The following is a 19,212-nucleotide window of genomic DNA, read 5'->3' on the forward strand; positions in this document are numbered from 1 at the left end:
CCCGGCTTACTTCTCTTTCTCGACCTTCGCGACGATCCTGTCGGTGATCTCGCCGCCCTGGTCGGTGATCCGGAAGCCGCAGGCGTTCACGTCGACGATCACATTGTTCTCCACGGCCATCGCGCGCTGGCATTCCCAGCCGTTGGCGCCCTCCTGGGTGTTGAGCACCGTGATCTTGGGCACGGCGCCCAGCACGTCGGCGAAGGTCCACCGGTAGGTCTTGCCTTTGTTGGTGACCGTGACTGTCTTGTCTGCGCACGCCTTCCACTTGGTCAGCTGCGCCTGCAGGATCGAGCGCGCCTTGTCGGCGGTCGGAAACGCGATCACAGCCTGGTTGACCCAGTGGTCGTTGTTGTCACCCGGTTCGGACAGGATCAGCCCGTTGAGTCCCGTGTAGCCGGATCCGGCGTAGACCGGCCCCTGGCTGGTGTACATCGCACCCTGGCAGTCAGGGTCGGACAGGGTCACCGCTGAGCTGTCCATCGTGGTGATCGCCTTACCCGGTTGCATGGTCGAAGAACTCATTATCGAGTTGATCTCCGAAGAGCTCAGCAACAGAGAACTCAGCCGTTCTTCGGAGATGGGCGGTTTCGGCTTGGGCTTTGACGAATCCGGGATGACCAAGATGATCAGGCCGACGACCAGGACGACCAGCACGATCGCGGCGGCCGCCACGATGGGCCACGGGTTGCGCTTGCGGGGTGCCGGCGGGTGCTGCCCCTGGTGCCAGCCGGGGACGGGGCCGGAGGGGACGGGGCCGGAGGGGACGGGGCCGGAGGGGACGGGGCCGGCGGGGACGGGGCCGGAGGGTTGCTGCGGTATCGGCGTGCTCGGTGGACCACCGGACCAGCCGCCGCCCTGGTAGTGCTGAGGTTTCTGCAACGACGGGGTCGGCGCGGAGATCGGGCCGCTCGCCGGTGTCCACCCGGGCGAGGCCGGTCGCTGCTGCGGTATCGGCCCCGACGGGCCGGAACCGCCTGCGTATTGCGGGTTCGGCGGCTGTGGGCGGGGCCCCGGCGGCGGGGTGGTCGGGGGTGGGGTCGACCGCGGCGGCGGGGTCTTGGGCGGGGACCCCACGGCACCGGCCGGCATGGTCGGGGGGACCACAGTCGGGGGACCGGGCAGGGTGGCTTCCTGGCTGCGGCGCACGATCTTGTCGGCGTGGTCCTGGTCGGGGTTGCTGAGCGCTTCGTGGGCGGCCAGTGCCAGGTCGCCGGCGCTGGCGTAGCGGTCCTCGGGCCTCTTGGCCATCCCGCGCGCGATGACGGCGTCGAAGGCTTTCGGGATACCCGCGCGAATGGTGCTGACCTGCGGGATCGGATCCATCAGGTGCGCGGTGACCAGCATGCCGGCGCTGTCGGCACGATATGGCGCACCACCGGTCAGGCATTCGAACAGCACGCAGGCCAGCGCGTAGATGTCGGCGCGGTAGGTGACCTCGTCGTTGGAGAAGCGTTCGGGCGCCATGTATTTCCAGGTGCCCACCGCGGTGCCCAGTTGGGTGAGTTTTTCGTCGGTGGTGGCACTGGCGATGCCGAAGTCCACCAGGTAGGCGAAGTCGTCGCGGGTGACCAGCACGTTGGGCGGCTTAATGTCGCGGTGCATGACTCCCGCGGCGTGTGCGGCATCGAGCGCCGAGGCGATCTGGGTGATGATGGCCACCGCGCGCGGCGGGGTCAGCGGTCCGAAGCGCTTGAGGATGTTGTCCAGGTCGGTGCCCTCGATCATGCGCATCTCGAGGTACATCTGGCCGTCGATCTCGCCGTAGTCGTGGATGGGCACCACGTGGGGTTCTTGTAATCGGCCGGCGATGCGCGCCTCGCGTTTCATCCGCTCGCGAAAGATCGGATCCTTGCTGAACTCCGCGGTCATCAACTTGACGGCGACGGTCCACTCTTTGACGGTGTGTTCGGCCTCGTAGACCTCACCCATCCCGCCTTTGCCCAGCAACCGCTTGAGGCGGTAGGGCCCGAACATCGAACCCACCCGTGAGCCCTGCGCGTCGCTCATCGCTGATCCTCCCAATCAAGCCCAATGCCGCCGACACTATCAACAACTCTCAGGCGAAACGCCAAACAAATTCCCTTGGGACGCGACTGTCGTCTTCTCAGCCGTCGGCGGGGTTCCATTCGTGCTCAAGCACATCTGACTCACTTGCGGGTGCGACGCTGCGGGCCCAGACGGCGCAGCCGCCATGCTGTGCAGGTCACCAACACCACCGCCTGCACGGCGCATACCGCCGCGGCGATCGACCAGCTGCTGACGCTGTAAGTCCACAACGGATCCCGGTCGCCGCCGACGGTGCGGCGCAGGTCGTTCAGATCCACCGTGGCCGCGGCCATCGCGTAGGCCCACCGCGACGGTGACAGCCAGGACAGCTGTTCCAGCAAGACGTGGTCCTTGACCGCGAACATGCCGCCGCACAGCACCAATTGGGCCATCACCACCAGCACCAGCAGCGGCATACCACGGTCGGCGTGTCCGATCAGCGCCGATATCAGCAGACCCAGCATCATCGACACAACCGTCACGGCCAGCACCGCGACCGCCACTTCCAGTCGCGGCCACGGCAAGACCACCGACTGGTCCGGCGGCGGCAGCAGAGCGACCCCGCACAACCCCAGCAGCAGACCCTGCGTGCCGGTTATCGCACCGAGGACAGTGAGTTTGGAAGCCAGGTAGGCGCCGGCGGACAGGCCGATGCCGTGCTCGCGCCGATAAATCGCTTCTTCCTTGACGATTTCGCGGATCGAGGAGCCACAACCCATCAGCGCGCCGCCGATGATCAGCAACACCAGAAGCTGGCCGGGTTGAGAGGACGACTTCTCGATTGCTTTGGTCAGTGACAGTCCGGCGCCGCCGGGGACGGCATAGGCGAACAGGCTGAGCAGCACCGGCAGGGCGAGCAGGAAGAGGGCGTACTGGCGGTCGGCGGTGATCACCGCCAAGTAGCGGCGGCACAGGATGGCGAATTGCGCCACCGGGTTCTGTTGCGCCCTGGGTTTGCCGGTACTGACGGCGGGGGCACCGGGTTGCTCGGGAGTTTGGGGAGCGGAGGCGCCGTACAGCGGCGACTTTCGGTAGCGGGCGGTCCAATCGGTGTCTTTGTCGTTTTCCAGCAGGATGAACAGGTCGGTGAAGTCGGTGCAGTCGAAGTAGGCCAGCGCTTGCTGGGGCGGGCCGAAATAGGCCAGACGGCCGCCGGGCGCCAGCACCAGCAGCCGGTCGCACATGTTCAGGTGCGCGATGTTGTGGGTGACCACCACCACTGACTGTCCGTCGTCGGCCAGCGTGCGCAGGGTTTGCATGACCGATTTCTCGTAGCCCGGATCCAGCCCGGAGGTGGGTTCGTCCAGGAACAGCAGCGACGGTTTGGTCAGCAGTTCCAGGGCCACGCTGGTGCGTTTGCGTTGGCCGCCCGAGAGGCTGTCAATGCGTTGGTCGGCGTGGCTCGTCAAACCCAGTTCGGCCAGCACCTCGTCGATACGGTCCTGACGTTCCCGGGCGTCGACATCCTGCGGAAAGCGCAGCCGCGCAGCGTAATCCAGCGCGCGGCGCACGGTCAGCGCGGTGTGCAGGATGTCGTCCTGGGGGACGAAACCGATGCGGTGGCGCAGCTCTTCGTAGTTGTCGTACAGGTCGCGGCCGTTGTACCGAACGGTGCCGCCGGTGGCGGGACGAAATCCGGTCAGCGCCCCGAGCAGAGTGGATTTTCCCGCCCCCGATGGTCCGACCACGGCCAGCAGGCTGCGTTGCGGCAGCACGAAGCTGACATCGTCGAGCAGGATTCGGTTCTTGGTGGCCACACGCAGGTTGACTGCTTCGTAGCAGATGTCGCCGGTGTCGACGTATTCGACGAGGCGGTCGCCGGACAGCCGCAGCCGTTGGTGGCCGATGCCGACGATGTCGTCGGGTCCGATGACCGCGCGGGTGATGCGGTTGCCGTTGACGTAGGTGCCGTTGGCGCTGTGGCTGTCGACCAGCTCCCATTGGCTACCCGAACGGCGTAGCTGGGCGTGGCGCCGCGAGACCAGCAAGTCGTGCAGCACGACGGTGTTGTCCGGAGCGCGCCCGATGGTGACCGCGACCTGATCGATGGCGTGCACGGCCGTCGGCGTGCGCTCGGTCGACGTGCCCGACGGCTGCGGCGCTGGCGGAACCGGGGTCACGGTGCTGGTGGCATCTTCGATCCGTGACCCGTCGCCGGCAGAACCCGGCGGCCGGCTCATATGTCAGCCCGTTCCGATCAGCCGTACTTGGCCCACCAGTTGTGCAGGTCCTCCAGAGTGGCCGGGTCCCCGAACACGTCGCTGAGCATGAGCTTGCTCTCGTTGCTCCAGATCAGGTTGGGGTGGTTCTTGTACGTGCCGCACGCGATCATCCCGGCGGTCACCGACGGATCCCGGTCGTAGTGCCAGCCATCCGGAGAGGGTCCCTCACCTGGGCAGTTGGCCAACTGCACCGCGGAGACGTCGTCATTGAAAGCCTGCTTGAGCGCGTCCACGGTCGGGAACAGCCCGTAGATCGCCCGGCTCGGACCGCCGGAGTTGCTGTTCTGCCCACAGTCGACCATCGCCACCGTGCCGGTCCATACGCTGTTCGGCTTGGGCGTGGTCGCTTTGCAGACCCCGGACGGGTAGCCGGGTGGCAGCATCGAGAGCAGCTTGGCCTGCGGGGTATTGGTCGCGGACGACGGTTGGCTGATGGAGGTGGACTGGGCTGCGGAGCTGGATGTCAGCGACGTCGTGGTGTCATCAGCCTTTCGGGTGTCGTCGGAACCCAAGGCCATCCAGAGGCCGACAGCGGCGAGGACCAGGACGACGACCAGGGCGGCGGCGCCGGCCACGTACGGCCAGGGGCTGCGCTTCTTGCCCGGTGGCGGACCGCCTTGATTCCAGGGGGTTGGTCCACTCGGAGGGGGTGTGCCGCCGGTGCCGCCCCAGCCTCCGCTCTGGAAATACGCCGGGGTGGGGGTGGGACCGCTCGGACCCGAAATGGGACCGCTCGGCGCCTGGCTGGGGCCGACGCCCGGGGTCCAGCTCGGCCCACTGGCGACCGGCTGACCCTGCGGTTCGCTGTAGCCGGGCGGCGGTTGATACTGCGCCGGGGCACCCGGCGGCGGGCTGCCGGTGAGGGCTTGCGGAGCCGAAACCGCGGCGGTGCCCGGCAGCGTGGATTCCCGGCTCTTGCGCAGGATGTTCTCGGCGTGGTCCTGGTCGGGGTCGCTGAGCGCGTCGTGGGCGGCACGGGCGAAGTCGCCGGCGCTGGCGTAGCGGTCCTCGGGCCTCTTGGCCATCCCGCGCGCAATGACGGCGTCGAAGGCTTTCGGGATACCCGCCCGCGCGGCGCTGACCTGCGGGATCGGGTCCATCAGGTGGGCCGTCACCAACGTGGTCGCGCTGTCGGCGCGATACGGCGGGGCGCCGGTCATGCATTCGAACAGCACGCAGGCCAGCGCGTAGATGTCGGCGCGGTAGGTGACCTCGTCGTTGGAGAAGCGTTCGGGCGCCATGTATTTCCAGGTGCCCACCGCGGTGCCCAGTTGGGTGAGTTTCTCGTCGGTGGTGGCACTGGCGATGCCGAAGTCCACCAGGTAGGCGAAGTCGTCGCGGGTGACCAGCACGTTGGGCGGCTTGACGTCACGGTGCATGACGCCCGCGGCGTGCGCGGCATCGAGTGCCGAGGCGATCTGGGTGATGATGGCCACCGCGCGCGGCGGGGTCAGCGGGCCGAAGCGCTTGAGGATGTTGTCCAGGTCGGTGCCCTCGATCATGCGCATCTCGAGGTACATCTGCCCGTCGATCTCGCCGTAGTCGTGGATGGGCACCACGTGCGGTTCCTGCAGGCGGCCGGCGATGCGCGCCTCGCGCTTCATCCGTTCGCGAAAGACCGGGTCCTTGCTGAACTCGGCCGTCATCAACTTGACGGCGACAGTCCACTCTTTGACGGTGTGTTCGGCCTCGTAGACCTCACCCATCCCGCCTTTGCCCAGCAACCGCTTGAGGTGGTAGGGCCCGAACATCGAACCCACCCGCGAGTCTGGTGCCTCGCTCATCGCTGATCCTCCTCAGAAAGCCCGAATCCCGCCGACACTACCAACAGCTTCCAGGTATCGCATCGAGCGCGAACACCGAGTCCAGCAGCCGTGAGCCCGGGCGTTGCCGACCAGCAGACCGACGGGATCGTCGCAGCAACGACACGCCTGGCCGCCCGGGTAGTCCTTTGTCGACAACGCTTGCCAATCCCGTTGCCCGCCAGCGTAATTCGCAACTTTGCAAGATCGTCAGGCCTGCGTGTGCGCGGCGATCCGGAAGGTGAATTCGTGATCGCAGATCCGGATGTGGTCGCCGTCGCCGATCGTCGCAGCGACGCGGATCCGTTGGTGGCGCACATGTACTCCGTTGGAGGACCGCAGATCGTTGATGATGAAGTTGGTGCCGGTGTCGACGATGACCGCGTGGTGACGGCTGACGTTCGCGCTGTCCAGCACGATGTCGTTGTCGCTGAGCCGACCGATCCGGGTTGCCGCGGAGCGCAGTTGGTAATCGTGACCGGTGGCGGTGTCGTGCAGGTACGCCAAGACCTTCTGCCCGGCGGCCAGTGTGCGTTGGTCGAGCGCCGTGACGGTCGCCGCGGCAGTGACTTTGGCGTTCTTCTTCGTGTCGAGGGACTCCTGGCGCAGGATCCGCTCGTTGAGCGCACGCAGGGTCGGACCCGGGTCGATCCCCAGGTCGTCGGCCAGTGTCGTCTTCACCCGCCGGTAGGCGTTCAACGCGTCGGATTGACGGTCGGTCAGGTAGTAGGCGGTGATCAACTGTGCCCACAGAGGTTCCCGGTAGGGGTGCTCGACAGTCAGCGCCTCGAGCTCGGCGATCACACCGGAGGCTCGTCCGCAGGCGATCTCGGCTTCGGCCTTGGCGGTGTGCGCCAGGATCTTGTCCTCGACCAGGGCAGTGGCGAAGGAGTCGACGAATTGGAAGTCCCGCAGGTCGTCGAGCACCGGCCCGCGCCATTCACTCAACGCCGCCGACAGGTGCCGGCTGGCCTCTTCGAACCGGCTGCCCGCCGCGGCGTGCACACCCGCAGTCTTCTCGGCGATGAACCGCCCGAGATCGCAGGTGTTCTCCGGGATGGTCAGCCGGTACCCCGGCGGGGCGGCCGCCAACACCACCCGGGGGTCCACACCGGCGCCGCTGACCAGCTTGCGCAGATTCGACACGTAGGAGTGGATGCTGGCCCGCGCGCCCGACGGCGGCCACTCTTCCCAGAGTGCGGTGATCAGCGCATCGACCCCGACGGGCCGGTTGCGGTTGATGACCAGCGTGGCCAGCACCGCGCGCTGCTTGGGAGTGCCCAACGGGATCAATGTGCCGTCGATCTTCATCTCCAGCGGTCCGAGCACACCGAACTCGAGACTTTTGTCCACCATCGCGCTACCAGCCATTCCGGGTCCTCCGCGGCATTCCGGTGCCTTCCGAAAAGCAAGGTGCCGATTCGGCGCCCTTCCTGATCATTTTGTCTCGGCCTTCGTGGATCGTTTCACTGGGTCCTGTCATTGTGGGGCATTTCGCGGCGAAGTTCGCGCATCCAGCCGCACCCGTTTTCTGCGGATGCGACCGGGCAGGCCGGCCATGCCGGGTCACCGGAGTAGCCGAAATGCCGGTTCTGGCAAGACGATCATTTGCCTTCCCCTCGAATCCTGCTGACCGCTAACGAGATTCGTCTGGTGCGGGCCGAATGGACGGCTTCGACCGCGTGTGCTGCTGAAAAGTGCTGGCATTCAACACCGGCGAGGGTTATCACAGCGCCGTCGCAACACAAATCCGTGCATTCCGGTGACTTTGCGCATCACGTCGGTTGCCGCTTTGAGCATAGGTCCTGCAGAGCCAGCGCCGCCCGGGACAGTCAACAGCCGAACCCGGTTCTTCGGCAAGCGTTCGACGCTCAGGCTCGCGTCATCTCGTAGTAGGCGCCCCGGCGCGCCAGCAGTTCGGCATGGCTACCTTTTTCGACGACCCGACCCGCCTCGACGACGACGATCTGGTCGGCGTCTCGAATTGTCGAAAGACGATGGGCGATAATGAAACTCGTCCGGTCGCGGCGAAGTTCGCGGGTCGCAGAGGCGATCAGCACTTCGGTCCGGGTGTCGACCGAACTGGTCGCTTCGTCCAGGATCAACAGCTGAGGGCGGGCGAGAAAAGCGCGGGCGATCGTGATGAGCTGTTTCTCGCCGACGCTGATGTTGCCGCCGTCGCCGCTGATCCGGGTCTGGTATCCGGCGGGCAGCGTGTGGACGAACCGGTCGACGTAGGCCGCCTTGGCGGCCGCGACCACTTCGTCCGGGCCGGCCTCCGGGCGGCCGTAGGCGATGTTCTCCTCGATCGTGCCGTCGAACAGCCAGGTGTCCTGCAGCACCATGCCGATACGCGAGCGCAGCGCCTGCCTGTCCAGTGCGGCGATGTCGACTCCGTCGAGCAGGATGCGGCCGAACTCGACGTCATAGAACCGCATCAACAGGTTCACCAACGTGGTCTTGCCGGCGCCGGTCGGTCCGACGATGGCCACCGTGCTGCCCGGCTCGGCGACCAGCGACAGGTCGTGGATCACCGGGTGCCCGGGGTGGTAGGCGAAGCTCACGTGCTGGAACTCGACCTTGCCGCGGCGGTCGGGCGCGACGGGCGAAATCGGCTGGCGGTCCTGACTTTCTTCGGGTTCGTCGAGCAGGTCGAAGACGCGTTCGGCGCTGGCCACGCCGGACTGCAGGGTGTTGTACATCGCCGCGACCTGACCGATCGGGTTGTTGAACTGCCGGACGTACTGGATGAATGCCTGGATGCTGCCGAGCGTGATCTGCCCGGTGGCCACCTGCAGGCCGCCCACCACGGCCACCGCGACGTAGCCGAGGTTGCCGATGAATCCCGTTGCCGGTCCGACCAGGCCGGAGAAGAACTGGGCACCGAAGCTGGCCTGGTAGACGTCGTCGTTGAGGCGACGAAACTGTTCCCGCGCGGCCGCCTGGTGTCCGAACGTCTTGACCACCGTGAAGCCGCTGTAGGTCTCTTCGATGTGCGCGTTGAGCCGACCGGTGCTGGTCCAATGAGCCAGGAAGAGCCGCCGGGAACGACGGGTGACGGCCCGCGTCGCCAGCAGCGAGAGGGGGACCGTGAGCACGGTGATCACCGCCAACAGCGGTGAGATCCACAGCATCATGGCGAACACGCCCACCACCGTCAGGACTGATGTCGCCAGTTGGCTGATAGTCATCGACAGCGACGACTGCATGTTGTCGATGTCGTTGGTCACCCGGCTCAGCAGTTCGCCGCGTTGTTGCCGGTCGAAGTAGGACAACGGCAGCCGGTGCATCTTGTCCTCGACATCCGCACGCAAGCTGGTGATGGTCTTCTGCACGGTGCTGTTCAACAGTCGCGCCTGGCCCCAAATCAGCGCGGCGGCAATCACATACAGCACCAGAGCCAGCGCCAAAGTCCGCAGCACCGCACCGAAGTCCACGCCGGTGCCCGGAACCACGTTCATGCCCGACAGCAGGTCGGCGAAGGCGTCGTCACCGCGGGCGCGGGCAGCGGAAATCGCTTGCGCTTTGCTGGTGCCGGCCGGCAGACCGCGGCCGATCACGCCGTTGAACAGCAGGTCGGTGGCGTGGCCGAGGATGCGCGGAACCGCGACTCCGACGGCGGTGCCGGCGACACCCAGCACGACGACGGCAATGCTGAGTCGACGATGCGGGGACAGTCGCCGGATCAGTCGCCCCGCCGATCCCCAGAAGTCCCGGGACCGCATGTTGGGCGGGGCGGGGGCGGCACCACGCGGGCGGGCGTTCATCGGCGCTGTCATTGCGCCCTCCCGGCTTCGGCGCCCACCGCCTGGGATGCGGCGAACTCGGCGTAGGTGGGACAGTCGGCCAGCAGCGACTCGTGGTCTCCGGTGCCGATAATCCTGCCGTTGTCGACGACGATTACCTTGTCGGCCTGGGCAGCCGTCGAAATCCGTTGTGTGACAACGATCATCGTGGCAGCGGCCGCCTCTTCGCGTAGCGCGGCCCGGACGCGGGCATCGGTGTGCACGTCGAGCGCGGAGAACGCGTCATCGAACAGGTAGATGGCCGGGCGGCGGATGACAGCGCGCGCGATCGCCAGTCGTTGGCGCTGCCCGCCGGAGAAGTTCATCCCGCCTTGCGCCACGCGCATCTGCAACCCGTACGGTCGCACGAAGTCCTCGGCGGCAGCGATGCGCAGTGCCTCCCACATTTCCTCGTCGCCCACTGCCTGTCCTGGAGCCGCGCCGTAACGCAGGTTGTCGGCGACGGTGCCGGTGAACAGGAAGCCGCGCTGCGGTACCAGGCCGACCGCCGACCAGAGTCGCTCGGTCTGATAGTCGCGGACGTCGATCTCGTCAATGAGCACCGCACCGTCGGTGGCGTCGTAGAGCCGGCAGATCAGCGACACCAATGTCGACTTGCCCGAGCCGGTGCTGCCCACAATCGCGGTGCTGGTGCCGGGCTGTGCGGTCAACGAAATATTCTGCAGCACCGGGCAATCGGCTCCCGGATAGCTGAAGGTGACGCCGTCCAGGCGTATCGCGCCGGTGATCCCCTGCGGCGGGAACACGGGATGCTGGGGGTCGCGGACCGCAGGTGCGCTGGACAGCACCTCGGTGATGCGCTCGGCGCACACCGACGCGCGCGGCAACACGACCAGCGTCATGGTCGCCATCAGGACCGCCATCAGGATCTGGGCGAAGTACGACAGGAAGGCGATCAGCGACCCGACCTGCATCTGGCCCTGGTCGATGCGCAAACCGCCGAACCAGATCAGCGCGACGCTGGACAGGTTGATGGTCAGCGTGGTCACGGGCAGCATCAGCGCTTGCCAATTCCCTGCGCCCAGAGCGGCATTGGATAACGCCCGGTTGGCCCGCGCGAACTTCTCGCGCTCATATTGTTCGCGGGTGAACGCCCGGACCACCCGGACGCCGGACAGCTGGTCGCGCAGCACCCGGTTGACGCCGTCGATCAGGCGCTGCATGTTGCGGAACAGCGGCAGCATGTGGGAGATGATCCAGTAATTGGCCGTCGCCATGACCGGCACGCTGACCAGCAGCAGCCAGGTCAGCGCGGCCTCCTGGTGAATGGCCATGACGACACCGCCGACGCACATGATCGGCGCGGTGACCAGGACGGTAGCCGCCGTCTGGACCAGGAACACGATCTGCCGGACATCGTTGGTGCTTCGGGTCAACAACGTCGCCGCACCGAAGCGGGCCGTCTCGTGCTCGGAGAAGGTGATGACGTGTTCGAACATCGCCGCGCGCAGGTCACGGCCGAACCCGGTCCCGGTCCGGGAGCCGAAGTAGGTGGCTCCCACCGCGCACAGCACCTGCAGCCCGGTGACCATCAGCATCAGCACGCCCAACCGGACGATGGTGGCCGTGTCACCTCGGGCGACGCCGTCGTCGACGATCGCCGCGTTGAGCGTCGGAAGGTACAGCGATGCCAGGGTGCTGATCGACTGCAGCGCCATCAACACCGCGACCAGCCGACGATAAGGCCGGATGTACTGGCGCAGCAGTGCCAGGAGCATGGGGTAACTGTCGCACACCCGCCGGGTGCGGGTACCGCTGTCGCCGGTAAGTCCGAAATGCCTGCTCAGATGGCGTGTCGGTGGTTGACCTACGGGGCTGCGGCTACAGTGCATCGTGTGGAGCGGCAGCAGGTAGGTAGCGGTGCGGCGTAATTTGGCGACGCGACTCGTGGCGGGCTTAGCCGCGATCGCGTTCATTCTCGGTGTTGCGGGGTGTTCGGATTCCGGAGATAACAAGCCGGGTGCGACGATTTCCTCGACGCCGGGCAAGAACGACGGCAAGCACGGGCCGTTCTTCCCGCAATGCGGCGGTGTCACTGACGAAACGGTGACTCAGCAGACCCGGATCACCGGGTTGATCAACACCGCCAAGAACTCGGTGGGATGTCAGTGGCTGGCCGGCGGCGGGATCTCGGGCCCGCACTTCTCTTTCTCCTGGTATCGCGGCAGCCCGATCGGGCGCGAACGCAAGACCGAGGAACTCTCGCGTGCCAGTGTCGAGGACATCAACATCAACGGTCACAGCGGCTTCATCGCCGTCGGCAACGAGCCCAGTCTGGGTGACTCGCTGTGTGAGGTCGGCATCCAGTTCCAGGACGACTTCATCGAATGGTCGATCAGCTTCAGCCAGAAGCCGTTCCCGCCGCCCTGCGACATCGCCAAGGAACTGACCCGGCAGTCGATTGCGAACTCCAAATGAGTAGGTGGATGCGTTTCGGCGCGGCGTTGCTGGCCGTGCTGGCGGTGCTGACGGGTTGTTCCCGGTCCGTCGACGGGACGGCGGTCAAGGCGGGCGGGGCCGGTGTCCCGCGCAATGACAACTCCGAGAAGCAGTACCCAAACCTGCTCAAGGAATGTGAGGTGCTGACCACCGACATTCTGGCCAAGACCGTCGGCGCCGATCCGCTGGACATTCAGAGCACGTTCGTCGGCGCGATCTGCCGGTGGCAGGCCGCCAATCCGGCCGGCCTGATCGACATCACCCGGTTCTGGTTCGAGCAGGGCAGCTTGAGCAACGAACGCAAGGTCGCCGAGGGGCTCAAGTACCAGATCGAGACCCGCTCCATCCAGGGCATCGATTCCATCGTGATGCGGCCGAACGATCCCAACGGCGCCTGCGGTGTCGCCAGCGACGCGGCGGGAGTGGTCGGCTGGTGGGTCAACCCGCAGGCACCCGGCATCGACGCATGCGGGCAGGCGATCAAGCTGATGGAACTGACACTGGCGACGAACGCCTAACGCGGCACATGGAATTCGACTAGCGCGGCATTCCCGGGTTCCAGCTCTGCCCACCGTTCGGGGACGCGCAGCACGGTGATCCCCGACGTCGGGTATTTCTCCGAAATGCGTTCCGCCGCCTGGATATTGTTGTCGCCGTCGTGAAGGATCAGCGCCACCGACGAGATCGTCGGCTCGTGTCCGACGACGAGCAGGGTGCTGACATCGGCCTCGTCGACTTTGTTCACCTCCTCTATCAGCGTTCCCGGGGTCGCGCCGTACAACTGAGCTACATAGTTGACCCCGGCCTCAATTCCGGTGCACGTCAACGTTTCCCGGGCACGGGTAGCGGTTGAACAGAGCACCCTGTCGATGGTGGGCAGGTTGGCGCGCAACCAGTCGCCACCCAGCGCTGCCTCGCGCCGGCCCCGCGGCGCCAATGGCCGGTCATGGTCGGCCACTCCGCTGGGGTAGTCCGACTTGGCATGCCGCATCAGCACGAGAGTGAGCTGCCGTCCTGTCACCGGACACACGTTAGCCACCAGATCAGCGCCGGCGCTACGGGTCTTCGTCGTCTTCGGGTATCAGCAGTTTCTCGGGGTGGTGGAAAGTGTTGATCCAACGCCTCAGCGAAACCCATACACTCCGGAGTCGTCAGTGGCTCGGCGCTCAACGACACCACCCGCGAGACCGCGTCCCGCAGCGCATCGAACGCCGCCGTCCAATCCTCACGGGTATTCGAAAACATGTTCGAATGATATCGCCGGGCACCGACGCGTCGTCGACCGTGAAGCGAAAATGTGGATAAACGTCGAACTCTGGATAACTGGGTCGGATCGGGCGTCATCCATGGACTCCCGCTCAGACCTGCCGGTCGACTTCCCCGGACTTGTCGGAGCTCCGACCTACACTCGCGGTGCCTTGGAAATCACGGTTCCGGAAGGGGGTCCCCGACATGCGGTTCCTGCACACTGCCGACTGGCAATTGGGCATGACGCGACACTTCCTGGCCGGCGATGCCCAGCCTCGTTATTCGGCGGCTCGCCGTGATGCGGTGGCGGGGCTCGGCGCGCTGGCCGTCGAAGTGGGTGCGGAGTTCGTCGTCGTAGCCGGCGACGTCTTCGAACACAACCAACTGGCACCGCAGGTGATCGGCCAGTCCTTGGAAGCCATGCGCGCCATCAAGATTCCGGTCTATCTGCTGCCCGGCAACCACGACCCGCTGGACGCATCGTCGGTCTACACCGGTCCGCTGTTCACCGCCGAATGCCCGGACAACGTCAAGGTGCTCGACCGGGCTGGCATTCACCAAGTCCGGCCGGGACTGGAGATCGTCGCGGCCCCGTGGAGCTCCAAAGTGCCTACCACCGACCTCGTCGCTGAGGTGCTCGACGGTCTGCCCGCCGGCGACGCCACCCGCGTGCTGGTCGCGCACGGCGGTGTCGACATTCTCGACCCGGACCGCGACAAGCCGTCGCTGATCCGCCTGGCAGGCGTCGAAAAGGCGTTGTCCGACAGCACGATTCACTATGTCGCCCTTGGCGACAAGCATTCACGCACCGAGGTCGGCCGCAGCGGCCGCGTCTGGTACTCGGGTTCGCCGGAGGTCACCAACTACGACGACGTCGAGCCCGACCCCGGTCATGTGCTCGTCGTCGACATCGGCGAAACCGACCCGCGGCGTCCGGTAAGTGTCCAGGCCCGTCGCGTCGGCCGGTGGCGGTTCATCACGCTGCACCGCCAGGTCGACAACAGCCGCGACATCGCGGACCTCGACCTGAACCTGGACCTGATGACCGACAAGGAACGCACTGTGGTGCGAGTGGCGCTCACCGGCTCATTGACGGTCACCGACCGCGCGAAACTCGATGCCAGCCTGGACCGGTACTCCCGGCTATTTGCCTGGCTGCATCCCTGGGAGAGTCACACCGACCTCGCGGTCGTGCCCGCGGACGGCGAGTTCGCCGACCTGGGCATCGGCGGCTTCGCGGCCGCCGCGGTCGACGAGCTGATCGCAACGGCTCGGGCAGGCGATTCGGACACGGCGCTGGATGCCCAGGCCGCCTTGGCGCTGCTGCTGCGCCTCGCCGACCGGGGTGCCGCATGAAACTGCACCGGTTGGTCATGAACAACTACCGCGGCGTCGCGCACCGCGAGATCGGGTTTCCCGACCACGGCGTGGTGGTCGTCCACGGCGCCAACGAAATCGGCAAGTCGTCGATGATCGAAGCGCTGGACCTCCTGCTGGAATCCAAGGACCGCTCGACGAAGAAAGACGTCAAGCAGGTCAAGCCGACCAACGCCGACGTCGGCTCCGAAGTCACGGCCGAGATCAGCAGCGGCCCTTATCGTTTCGTCTACCGCAAGCGGTTCCACAAGAAACCGGAGACGGAGTTGACGGTGCTGGCGCCGCGGCGCGAGCAACTGACCGGTGACGACGCGCACGACCGGGTTCGGGCGATGCTGGCCGAGACGGTGGACACCGAATTGTGGCGTGCCCAGCGGGTGTTGCAGGCGACCTCGACGGCGGCAGTCGAGCTGTCCGGCTGCGATGCGCTGTCGAGGGCGCTCGACATCGCTGCCGGTGACAGCGCGGCGCTTTCGGGCACCGAGCCGCTGCTCGTCGAGCGCATCGATGACGAGTGTGCGCGCTATTTCACCGCCACCGGGCGCGCCACCGGGCAGTGGGCTGCCGCGGTCAAGCGATTGGACGAAGCAAAAGTCGTTGTGGCTGAGTGTGTGTCGGCCATGGCCGAGGTCGACGAACGGGTGCGGTGCCACGCCGAGCTGACCGGGCAAGTGGCGGAATTGTCGCGGCAGTGCGAGGCCGCCGCGCCCCGCCTTGCCGGCGCGCAAGCCGCCGCGGATCGCGTTACCGCACTGGCCGACCAGGTCAAGGAAGCCAAACTGGTCGCGGCCGCCGCCGTCGCAACCAGTGCCACATCGTTGGCCGCGCACGCGGGCCGGCTGGCGTTGGTCGCCGAAATCGAAAGCCGCACAGCAGCTGTCGCTGCCGTAAGTGCTGAAGCGCAACAAGCCGCGGCCGCGATGGCGACGGCGTCCGCCGCAGCAGCTGAGCTGGAAGCCGCCGCCGACGCCGCGGCTCAGACCCTCACGGCAGCGCAAGATCGCGCCAAAGCCGCACAAAGTCACCTCGACCGCATCGCCGAACGCGAAGAGGCCGAGCGGCTGCGCGGGCGACTCGCCCGGATCGACGACGCCTACGGTCAACTCGAGAGCATCGACCAGGAATTGTCCGCGATCGTGCTCACCGACGAACTCCTGCAACGAATCGACACCGCGGCCGCCGCCGTGGATCGCGCCGGCTGCCAGCTGGAGTTGATCTCCGCGGTCGTGGAGTTCACTGCCCAATCCGACATCGAGCTGACCGTCGGCGCCGAACGGGTTTCGCTGACCTCGGGTCAGAGCTGGTCGATCACCGCCACCCAGTCCACCGACATAGAGGTCCCCGGCGTGCTGACGGCGCGGGTCATTCCGGGTGCCACCGCGCTCGATATTCAGGCGGAATATGATGCCGCGCAACGGAATCTGGCTGATGCGTTGCAAGCGGTCGGTGCCGCTGATGTGCCTGCGGCCCGTGCGCTCGACCAACGCCGTCGCGAACTACACGGTAGCCGCGACCGGCTGACCGCAACGCTGACCGGACTGTGCGGCGACGAGCAAGCCGAGACGCTTCGTGCCCGGCTGGCGCAGCTGCAAGCCGGGCAACCCACGCAGTCCGATCTGTTCGCCATCGACACCGTGACCGCCAGGACCGAACGCGACGAAGCCGATGCGGCCCGGGCGACAGCCCAGGCTGATTGCGACGCCCGGCGGCAGGCCGCTGCCAGCGCCGCCCGTCAATGCGCCGAAATAACCGCTCACACAACGAATTTGCAGAAGAACACGGCGACACAACGCACCGAACTCGACGCGGTGACCGCCCGGCTCGCCGGAGACCGGGCCGGGGTCAGCGACGAGGTGCTCGCCTCGGTGGCCGACAGCGAGCGTCGGGCGGCGCAAGCCGCCGAGCTGCGTGTGACCGAACTCGATCAGGCACTCGCCGCCGCGGCGCCCGACGCGATTGCCGCCGAACTGGCCGAGGCGACGGATGCATCGCGCACCCTGCGCAAGCGTCACGAGGACGCGGTCGCCGCGCTGGAGAAGATCGGCATCGAACTCGCGGTGCTGCGCAGCGAGGGACGGAAAGGCAAGCTCGACGCCGCCGAGACCGAACTCGAGCACGCGACCAGCGAGCATGCCCGAATCGGCGAGCGGGCAAGGGCCGCGCAGCTGCTGCGGTCGGTGATGTCCAGACACCGTGACACCACCCGCCTGCGTTACGTCGAGCCCTATCGCAACGAACTGCAGCGGCTGGGACGCCCGGTTTTCGGACCCACCTTCGAAGTCGAGGTGGACAGCGACCTGTGCATCCTGAGCCGCACCCTGGACGGCGTCACCGTGCCCTACGAGTCGCTCTCGGGCGGAGCCAAGGAACAGCTCGGCATTCTGGCGCGCTTGGCGGGTGCGGCTCTGGTCGCCAAGGAGGACTGCGTTCCCGTGGTGATCGACGACGCGCTCGGGTTCACCGACCCGGACCGGTTGGCGAAGATGAGCCAGGTATTCGACACCGTTGGGGCGCACGCGCAGGTGATCGTGTTGACGTGCAGTCCCACCAGGTACGACGGCGTCACCGGCGCGAATCGCATCGATCTCAATGTGTAGTGCCGAGCCCGCCCGAAGCCTAAACTCAGCCCAAAACGGGGATGCACAATGGACATTTCGCGGGACATTTCGCGCGACTACGTAGTGATCGGTACCGGCTCAGCCGGCGCTGTCCTGATCGACCGACTCAGTGCCGATCCGGGCACCGAAGTGGCGGCGCTGGAAGCCGGCCCCGGCAACACCAACAGGTTCATCGGAATCCCGGCTGCATTCTCCAAGCTGTTCCGCACCGAGGTCGACTGGGATTACCTCACCGAGCCGCAGCCCGAACTCGACGGACGCCAGATCTATTGGCCGCGAGGCAAAGTGCTCGGCGGTTGCTCGTCGATGAACGCCATGATGTGGGTGCGTGGTTTCGGCGCCGACTACGACGAGTGGGGCAGGCTGGCTGACCCGCAGTGGTCGGCGACAGAGATCCTCGAGTATTACCGCCGCATCGAGAACGTCAGCGCGGCGTGGCACTTCGTCAGCGGCGACGACAGCGGAGTCACCGGCCCGCTGCACATCTCCCGTCAGCGCAGCCCCCGGCCGTTGACCGCGACCTGGCTGGCCGCCACCCGGGAATGCGGCTACCCGGCTGTGCAGCCCAATTCCATTGCCCCCGAGGGTTTTTGCGAGACAGTTGTCACGCAGCACCGCGGTGCCCGGTACAGCACGGCAGACGCCTACCTGACCCCGGCGCTGAGCCGCAAGAACCTCACCCTGCTCACCGAGGCCACCGCGACGCGGATCCTCTTCGAGGGCAACCGGGCAGTCGGGGTGGAATATCAGCGCGGCGGCCACACGTCGGTGGTGCACGCCCGCAAAGAGGTGGTGCTCTGCGGTGGCGCCGTCAACAGCCCCCAGCTACTGATGCTCTCCGGCATCGGCGACCGGGACCACCTCGCCGAGCACGGCATCGAAACCCTCCATCACGCGCCGGAAGTGGGGCAGAACCTGCTCGACCACCTGGTGACGCCGGTGGGCTTCGACGTCGACGACGGCAGCCTGTTCGCCGCCGAAAAGCCCAGGCAGCTGATCAGCTACCTGCTGCGGCGGCGCGGCATGCTCACCTCCAACGTCGGCGAAGCCTACGGATTCGTGCGCAGCCGGCCCGACCTCGACCTGCCGGACCTGGAGTTGATCTTCGCGCCGGCGCCCTTCTATGACGAGGCGCTGCAGCCCGCGGCGGGGCACGGCGTGGTGTTCGGGCCCATCCTGGTCGCCCCGGAAAGCCGCGGACAGATCACGTTGCGATCGGCCGACCCGCACGACAAACCGATCATCGACCCCCGGTATCTGTCCGATCCCGGCGGCGTGGACCGTGCTGCGATGATGACGGGCCTGCGGATCTGCGCCGAGATCGCGCAAGCCCCGTCATTGCGCGATGTGCTCGGATCCGTCGTGCGACCACGCAACTGCACCGAGCTCAACGAAGAGACGTTCGAGACGGCGCTCAACCAGTGTTCGCATACCCTGTACCACCCGATGGGCACCTGCCGGATGGGCAGCGACGAGGCCAGCGTCGTCGATCCGCAGCTGCGGGTCCGCGGGGTCGACGGGCTGCGCGTCGCCGACGCGTCGGTGATGCCCAGTACGATCCGCGGACACACGCACGCGCCGTCGGTGCTGATCGGAGAAAAGGCCGCGGACCTGATCCGCGGGTGACCAGAGCCCTTGAGACAATGTGCGC

The 19,212-nt window shown here is 66.6% G+C and carries 12 protein-coding genes; 5 read left to right on the forward strand and 7 right to left on the reverse strand.

What is annotated here, in order from left to right; genetic code table 11:
* Nucleotides 1–6 precede the first annotated feature (6 nt).
* The 6 genes from AC5Y46_RS10295 to AC5Y46_RS10320 form a co-directional block, all read right to left on the reverse strand.
* Nucleotides 7–2,010: a serine/threonine-protein kinase PknH/PknJ gene (locus AC5Y46_RS10295; protein ID WP_499941149.1), complete on the reverse strand. Its 2,004-nt coding sequence runs from the start codon at nt 2,008–2,010 to the stop codon at nt 7–9.
* A gap of 140 nt (nt 2,011–2,150) precedes the next feature.
* A complete protein-coding gene (locus AC5Y46_RS10300; protein ID WP_499941147.1) occupies nt 2,151–4,229 on the reverse strand; it encodes an ATP-binding cassette domain-containing protein in 2,079 nt (692 codons plus the stop codon).
* A gap of 17 nt (nt 4,230–4,246) precedes the next feature.
* Nucleotides 4,247–6,055 (reverse strand): serine/threonine-protein kinase, encoded by a 1,809-nt coding sequence (locus AC5Y46_RS10305; protein WP_499941145.1) that lies wholly within the window; start codon nt 6,053–6,055, stop codon nt 4,247–4,249.
* Nucleotides 6,056–6,283: 228 nt separating this feature from the next.
* Nucleotides 6,284–7,444 (reverse strand): ATPase/transcriptional regulator EmbR, encoded by a 1,161-nt coding sequence (gene embR, locus AC5Y46_RS10310; RefSeq protein WP_499941144.1) that lies wholly within the window; start codon nt 7,442–7,444, stop codon nt 6,284–6,286.
* A 500-nt stretch (nt 7,445–7,944) separates the two neighbouring features.
* Nucleotides 7,945–9,852 (reverse strand): ABC transporter ATP-binding protein, encoded by a 1,908-nt coding sequence (locus AC5Y46_RS10315; protein WP_499941143.1) that lies wholly within the window; start codon nt 9,850–9,852, stop codon nt 7,945–7,947.
* On the reverse strand, nt 9,849–11,597 hold the full coding sequence (locus AC5Y46_RS10320) for an ABC transporter ATP-binding protein (RefSeq protein WP_499941141.1): 1,749 nt from the start codon (nt 11,595–11,597) through the stop codon (nt 9,849–9,851). The genes AC5Y46_RS10315 and AC5Y46_RS10320 overlap by 4 nt, the downstream gene beginning before the upstream one ends.
* 154 nt (nt 11,598–11,751) lie before the next feature.
* Here AC5Y46_RS10320 and AC5Y46_RS10325 point away from each other — a divergent pair, with 154 nt between their 5' ends.
* Both AC5Y46_RS10325 and AC5Y46_RS10330 read left to right on the forward strand, forming a co-directional pair.
* A complete protein-coding gene (locus AC5Y46_RS10325) occupies nt 11,752–12,297 on the forward strand; it encodes a DUF3558 domain-containing protein (RefSeq protein WP_499941139.1) in 546 nt (181 codons plus the stop codon).
* Entirely contained in the window at nt 12,294–12,836 is a 543-nt protein-coding gene (locus tag AC5Y46_RS10330; RefSeq protein ID WP_499990946.1) for a DUF3558 domain-containing protein, read from the forward strand. The genes AC5Y46_RS10325 and AC5Y46_RS10330 overlap by 4 nt, the downstream gene beginning before the upstream one ends.
* Here AC5Y46_RS10330 and AC5Y46_RS10335 read toward each other — a convergent pair.
* Complete coding sequence (locus AC5Y46_RS10335; RefSeq protein ID WP_499941135.1) at nt 12,833–13,339, reverse strand: SixA phosphatase family protein; 507 nt, start codon at nt 13,337–13,339, stop codon at nt 12,833–12,835. The genes AC5Y46_RS10330 and AC5Y46_RS10335 overlap by 4 nt on opposite strands.
* Nucleotides 13,340–13,770: 431 nt before the next feature.
* Here AC5Y46_RS10335 and AC5Y46_RS10340 point away from each other — a divergent pair, with 431 nt between their 5' ends.
* Genes AC5Y46_RS10340 through AC5Y46_RS10350 form a run of 3 tightly spaced genes read left to right on the forward strand, consistent with a single transcriptional unit; the run spans nt 13,771 to nt 19,187 of the window.
* On the forward strand, nt 13,771–14,922 hold the full coding sequence (locus tag AC5Y46_RS10340; RefSeq protein ID WP_499941133.1) for a metallophosphoesterase family protein: 1,152 nt from the start codon (nt 13,771–13,773) through the stop codon (nt 14,920–14,922).
* Complete coding sequence (locus AC5Y46_RS10345; protein ID WP_499941131.1) at nt 14,919–17,540, forward strand: AAA family ATPase; 2,622 nt, start codon at nt 14,919–14,921, stop codon at nt 17,538–17,540. Before AC5Y46_RS10340 ends, AC5Y46_RS10345 begins: the two co-directional genes overlap by 4 nt.
* A 48-nt stretch (nt 17,541–17,588) precedes the next feature.
* Nucleotides 17,589–19,187 (forward strand): GMC family oxidoreductase, encoded by a 1,599-nt coding sequence (locus AC5Y46_RS10350; RefSeq protein WP_499941129.1) that lies wholly within the window; start codon nt 17,589–17,591, stop codon nt 19,185–19,187.
* Nucleotides 19,188–19,212: the final 25 nt, after the last annotated feature.

This window comes from Mycobacterium sp. NGS59 (assembly GCF_059812345.1).

Coding starts and splice junctions, on each gene's coding strand:
- AC5Y46_RS10345 (WP_499941131.1), top strand. CDS start 14,919: ATGAAACTGCACCGGTTGGTCATGAACAACTACCGCGGCGTCGCGCAC.
- AC5Y46_RS10295 (WP_499941149.1), bottom strand. CDS start 2,010: ATGAGCGACGCGCAGGGCTCACGGGTGGGTTCGATGTTCGGGCCCTAC.
- embR (WP_499941144.1), bottom strand. CDS start 7,444: ATGGCTGGTAGCGCGATGGTGGACAAAAGTCTCGAGTTCGGTGTGCTC.
- AC5Y46_RS10340 (WP_499941133.1), top strand. CDS start 13,771: ATGCGGTTCCTGCACACTGCCGACTGGCAATTGGGCATGACGCGACAC.
- AC5Y46_RS10330 (WP_499990946.1), top strand. CDS start 12,294: ATGAGTAGGTGGATGCGTTTCGGCGCGGCGTTGCTGGCCGTGCTGGCG.
- AC5Y46_RS10305 (WP_499941145.1), bottom strand. CDS start 6,055: ATGAGCGAGGCACCAGACTCGCGGGTGGGTTCGATGTTCGGGCCCTAC.
- AC5Y46_RS10300 (WP_499941147.1), bottom strand. CDS start 4,229: ATGAGCCGGCCGCCGGGTTCTGCCGGCGACGGGTCACGGATCGAAGAT.
- AC5Y46_RS10320 (WP_499941141.1), bottom strand. CDS start 11,597: ATGCTCCTGGCACTGCTGCGCCAGTACATCCGGCCTTATCGTCGGCTG.
- AC5Y46_RS10350 (WP_499941129.1), top strand. CDS start 17,589: ATGGACATTTCGCGGGACATTTCGCGCGACTACGTAGTGATCGGTACC.
- AC5Y46_RS10315 (WP_499941143.1), bottom strand. CDS start 9,852: ATGACAGCGCCGATGAACGCCCGCCCGCGTGGTGCCGCCCCCGCCCCG.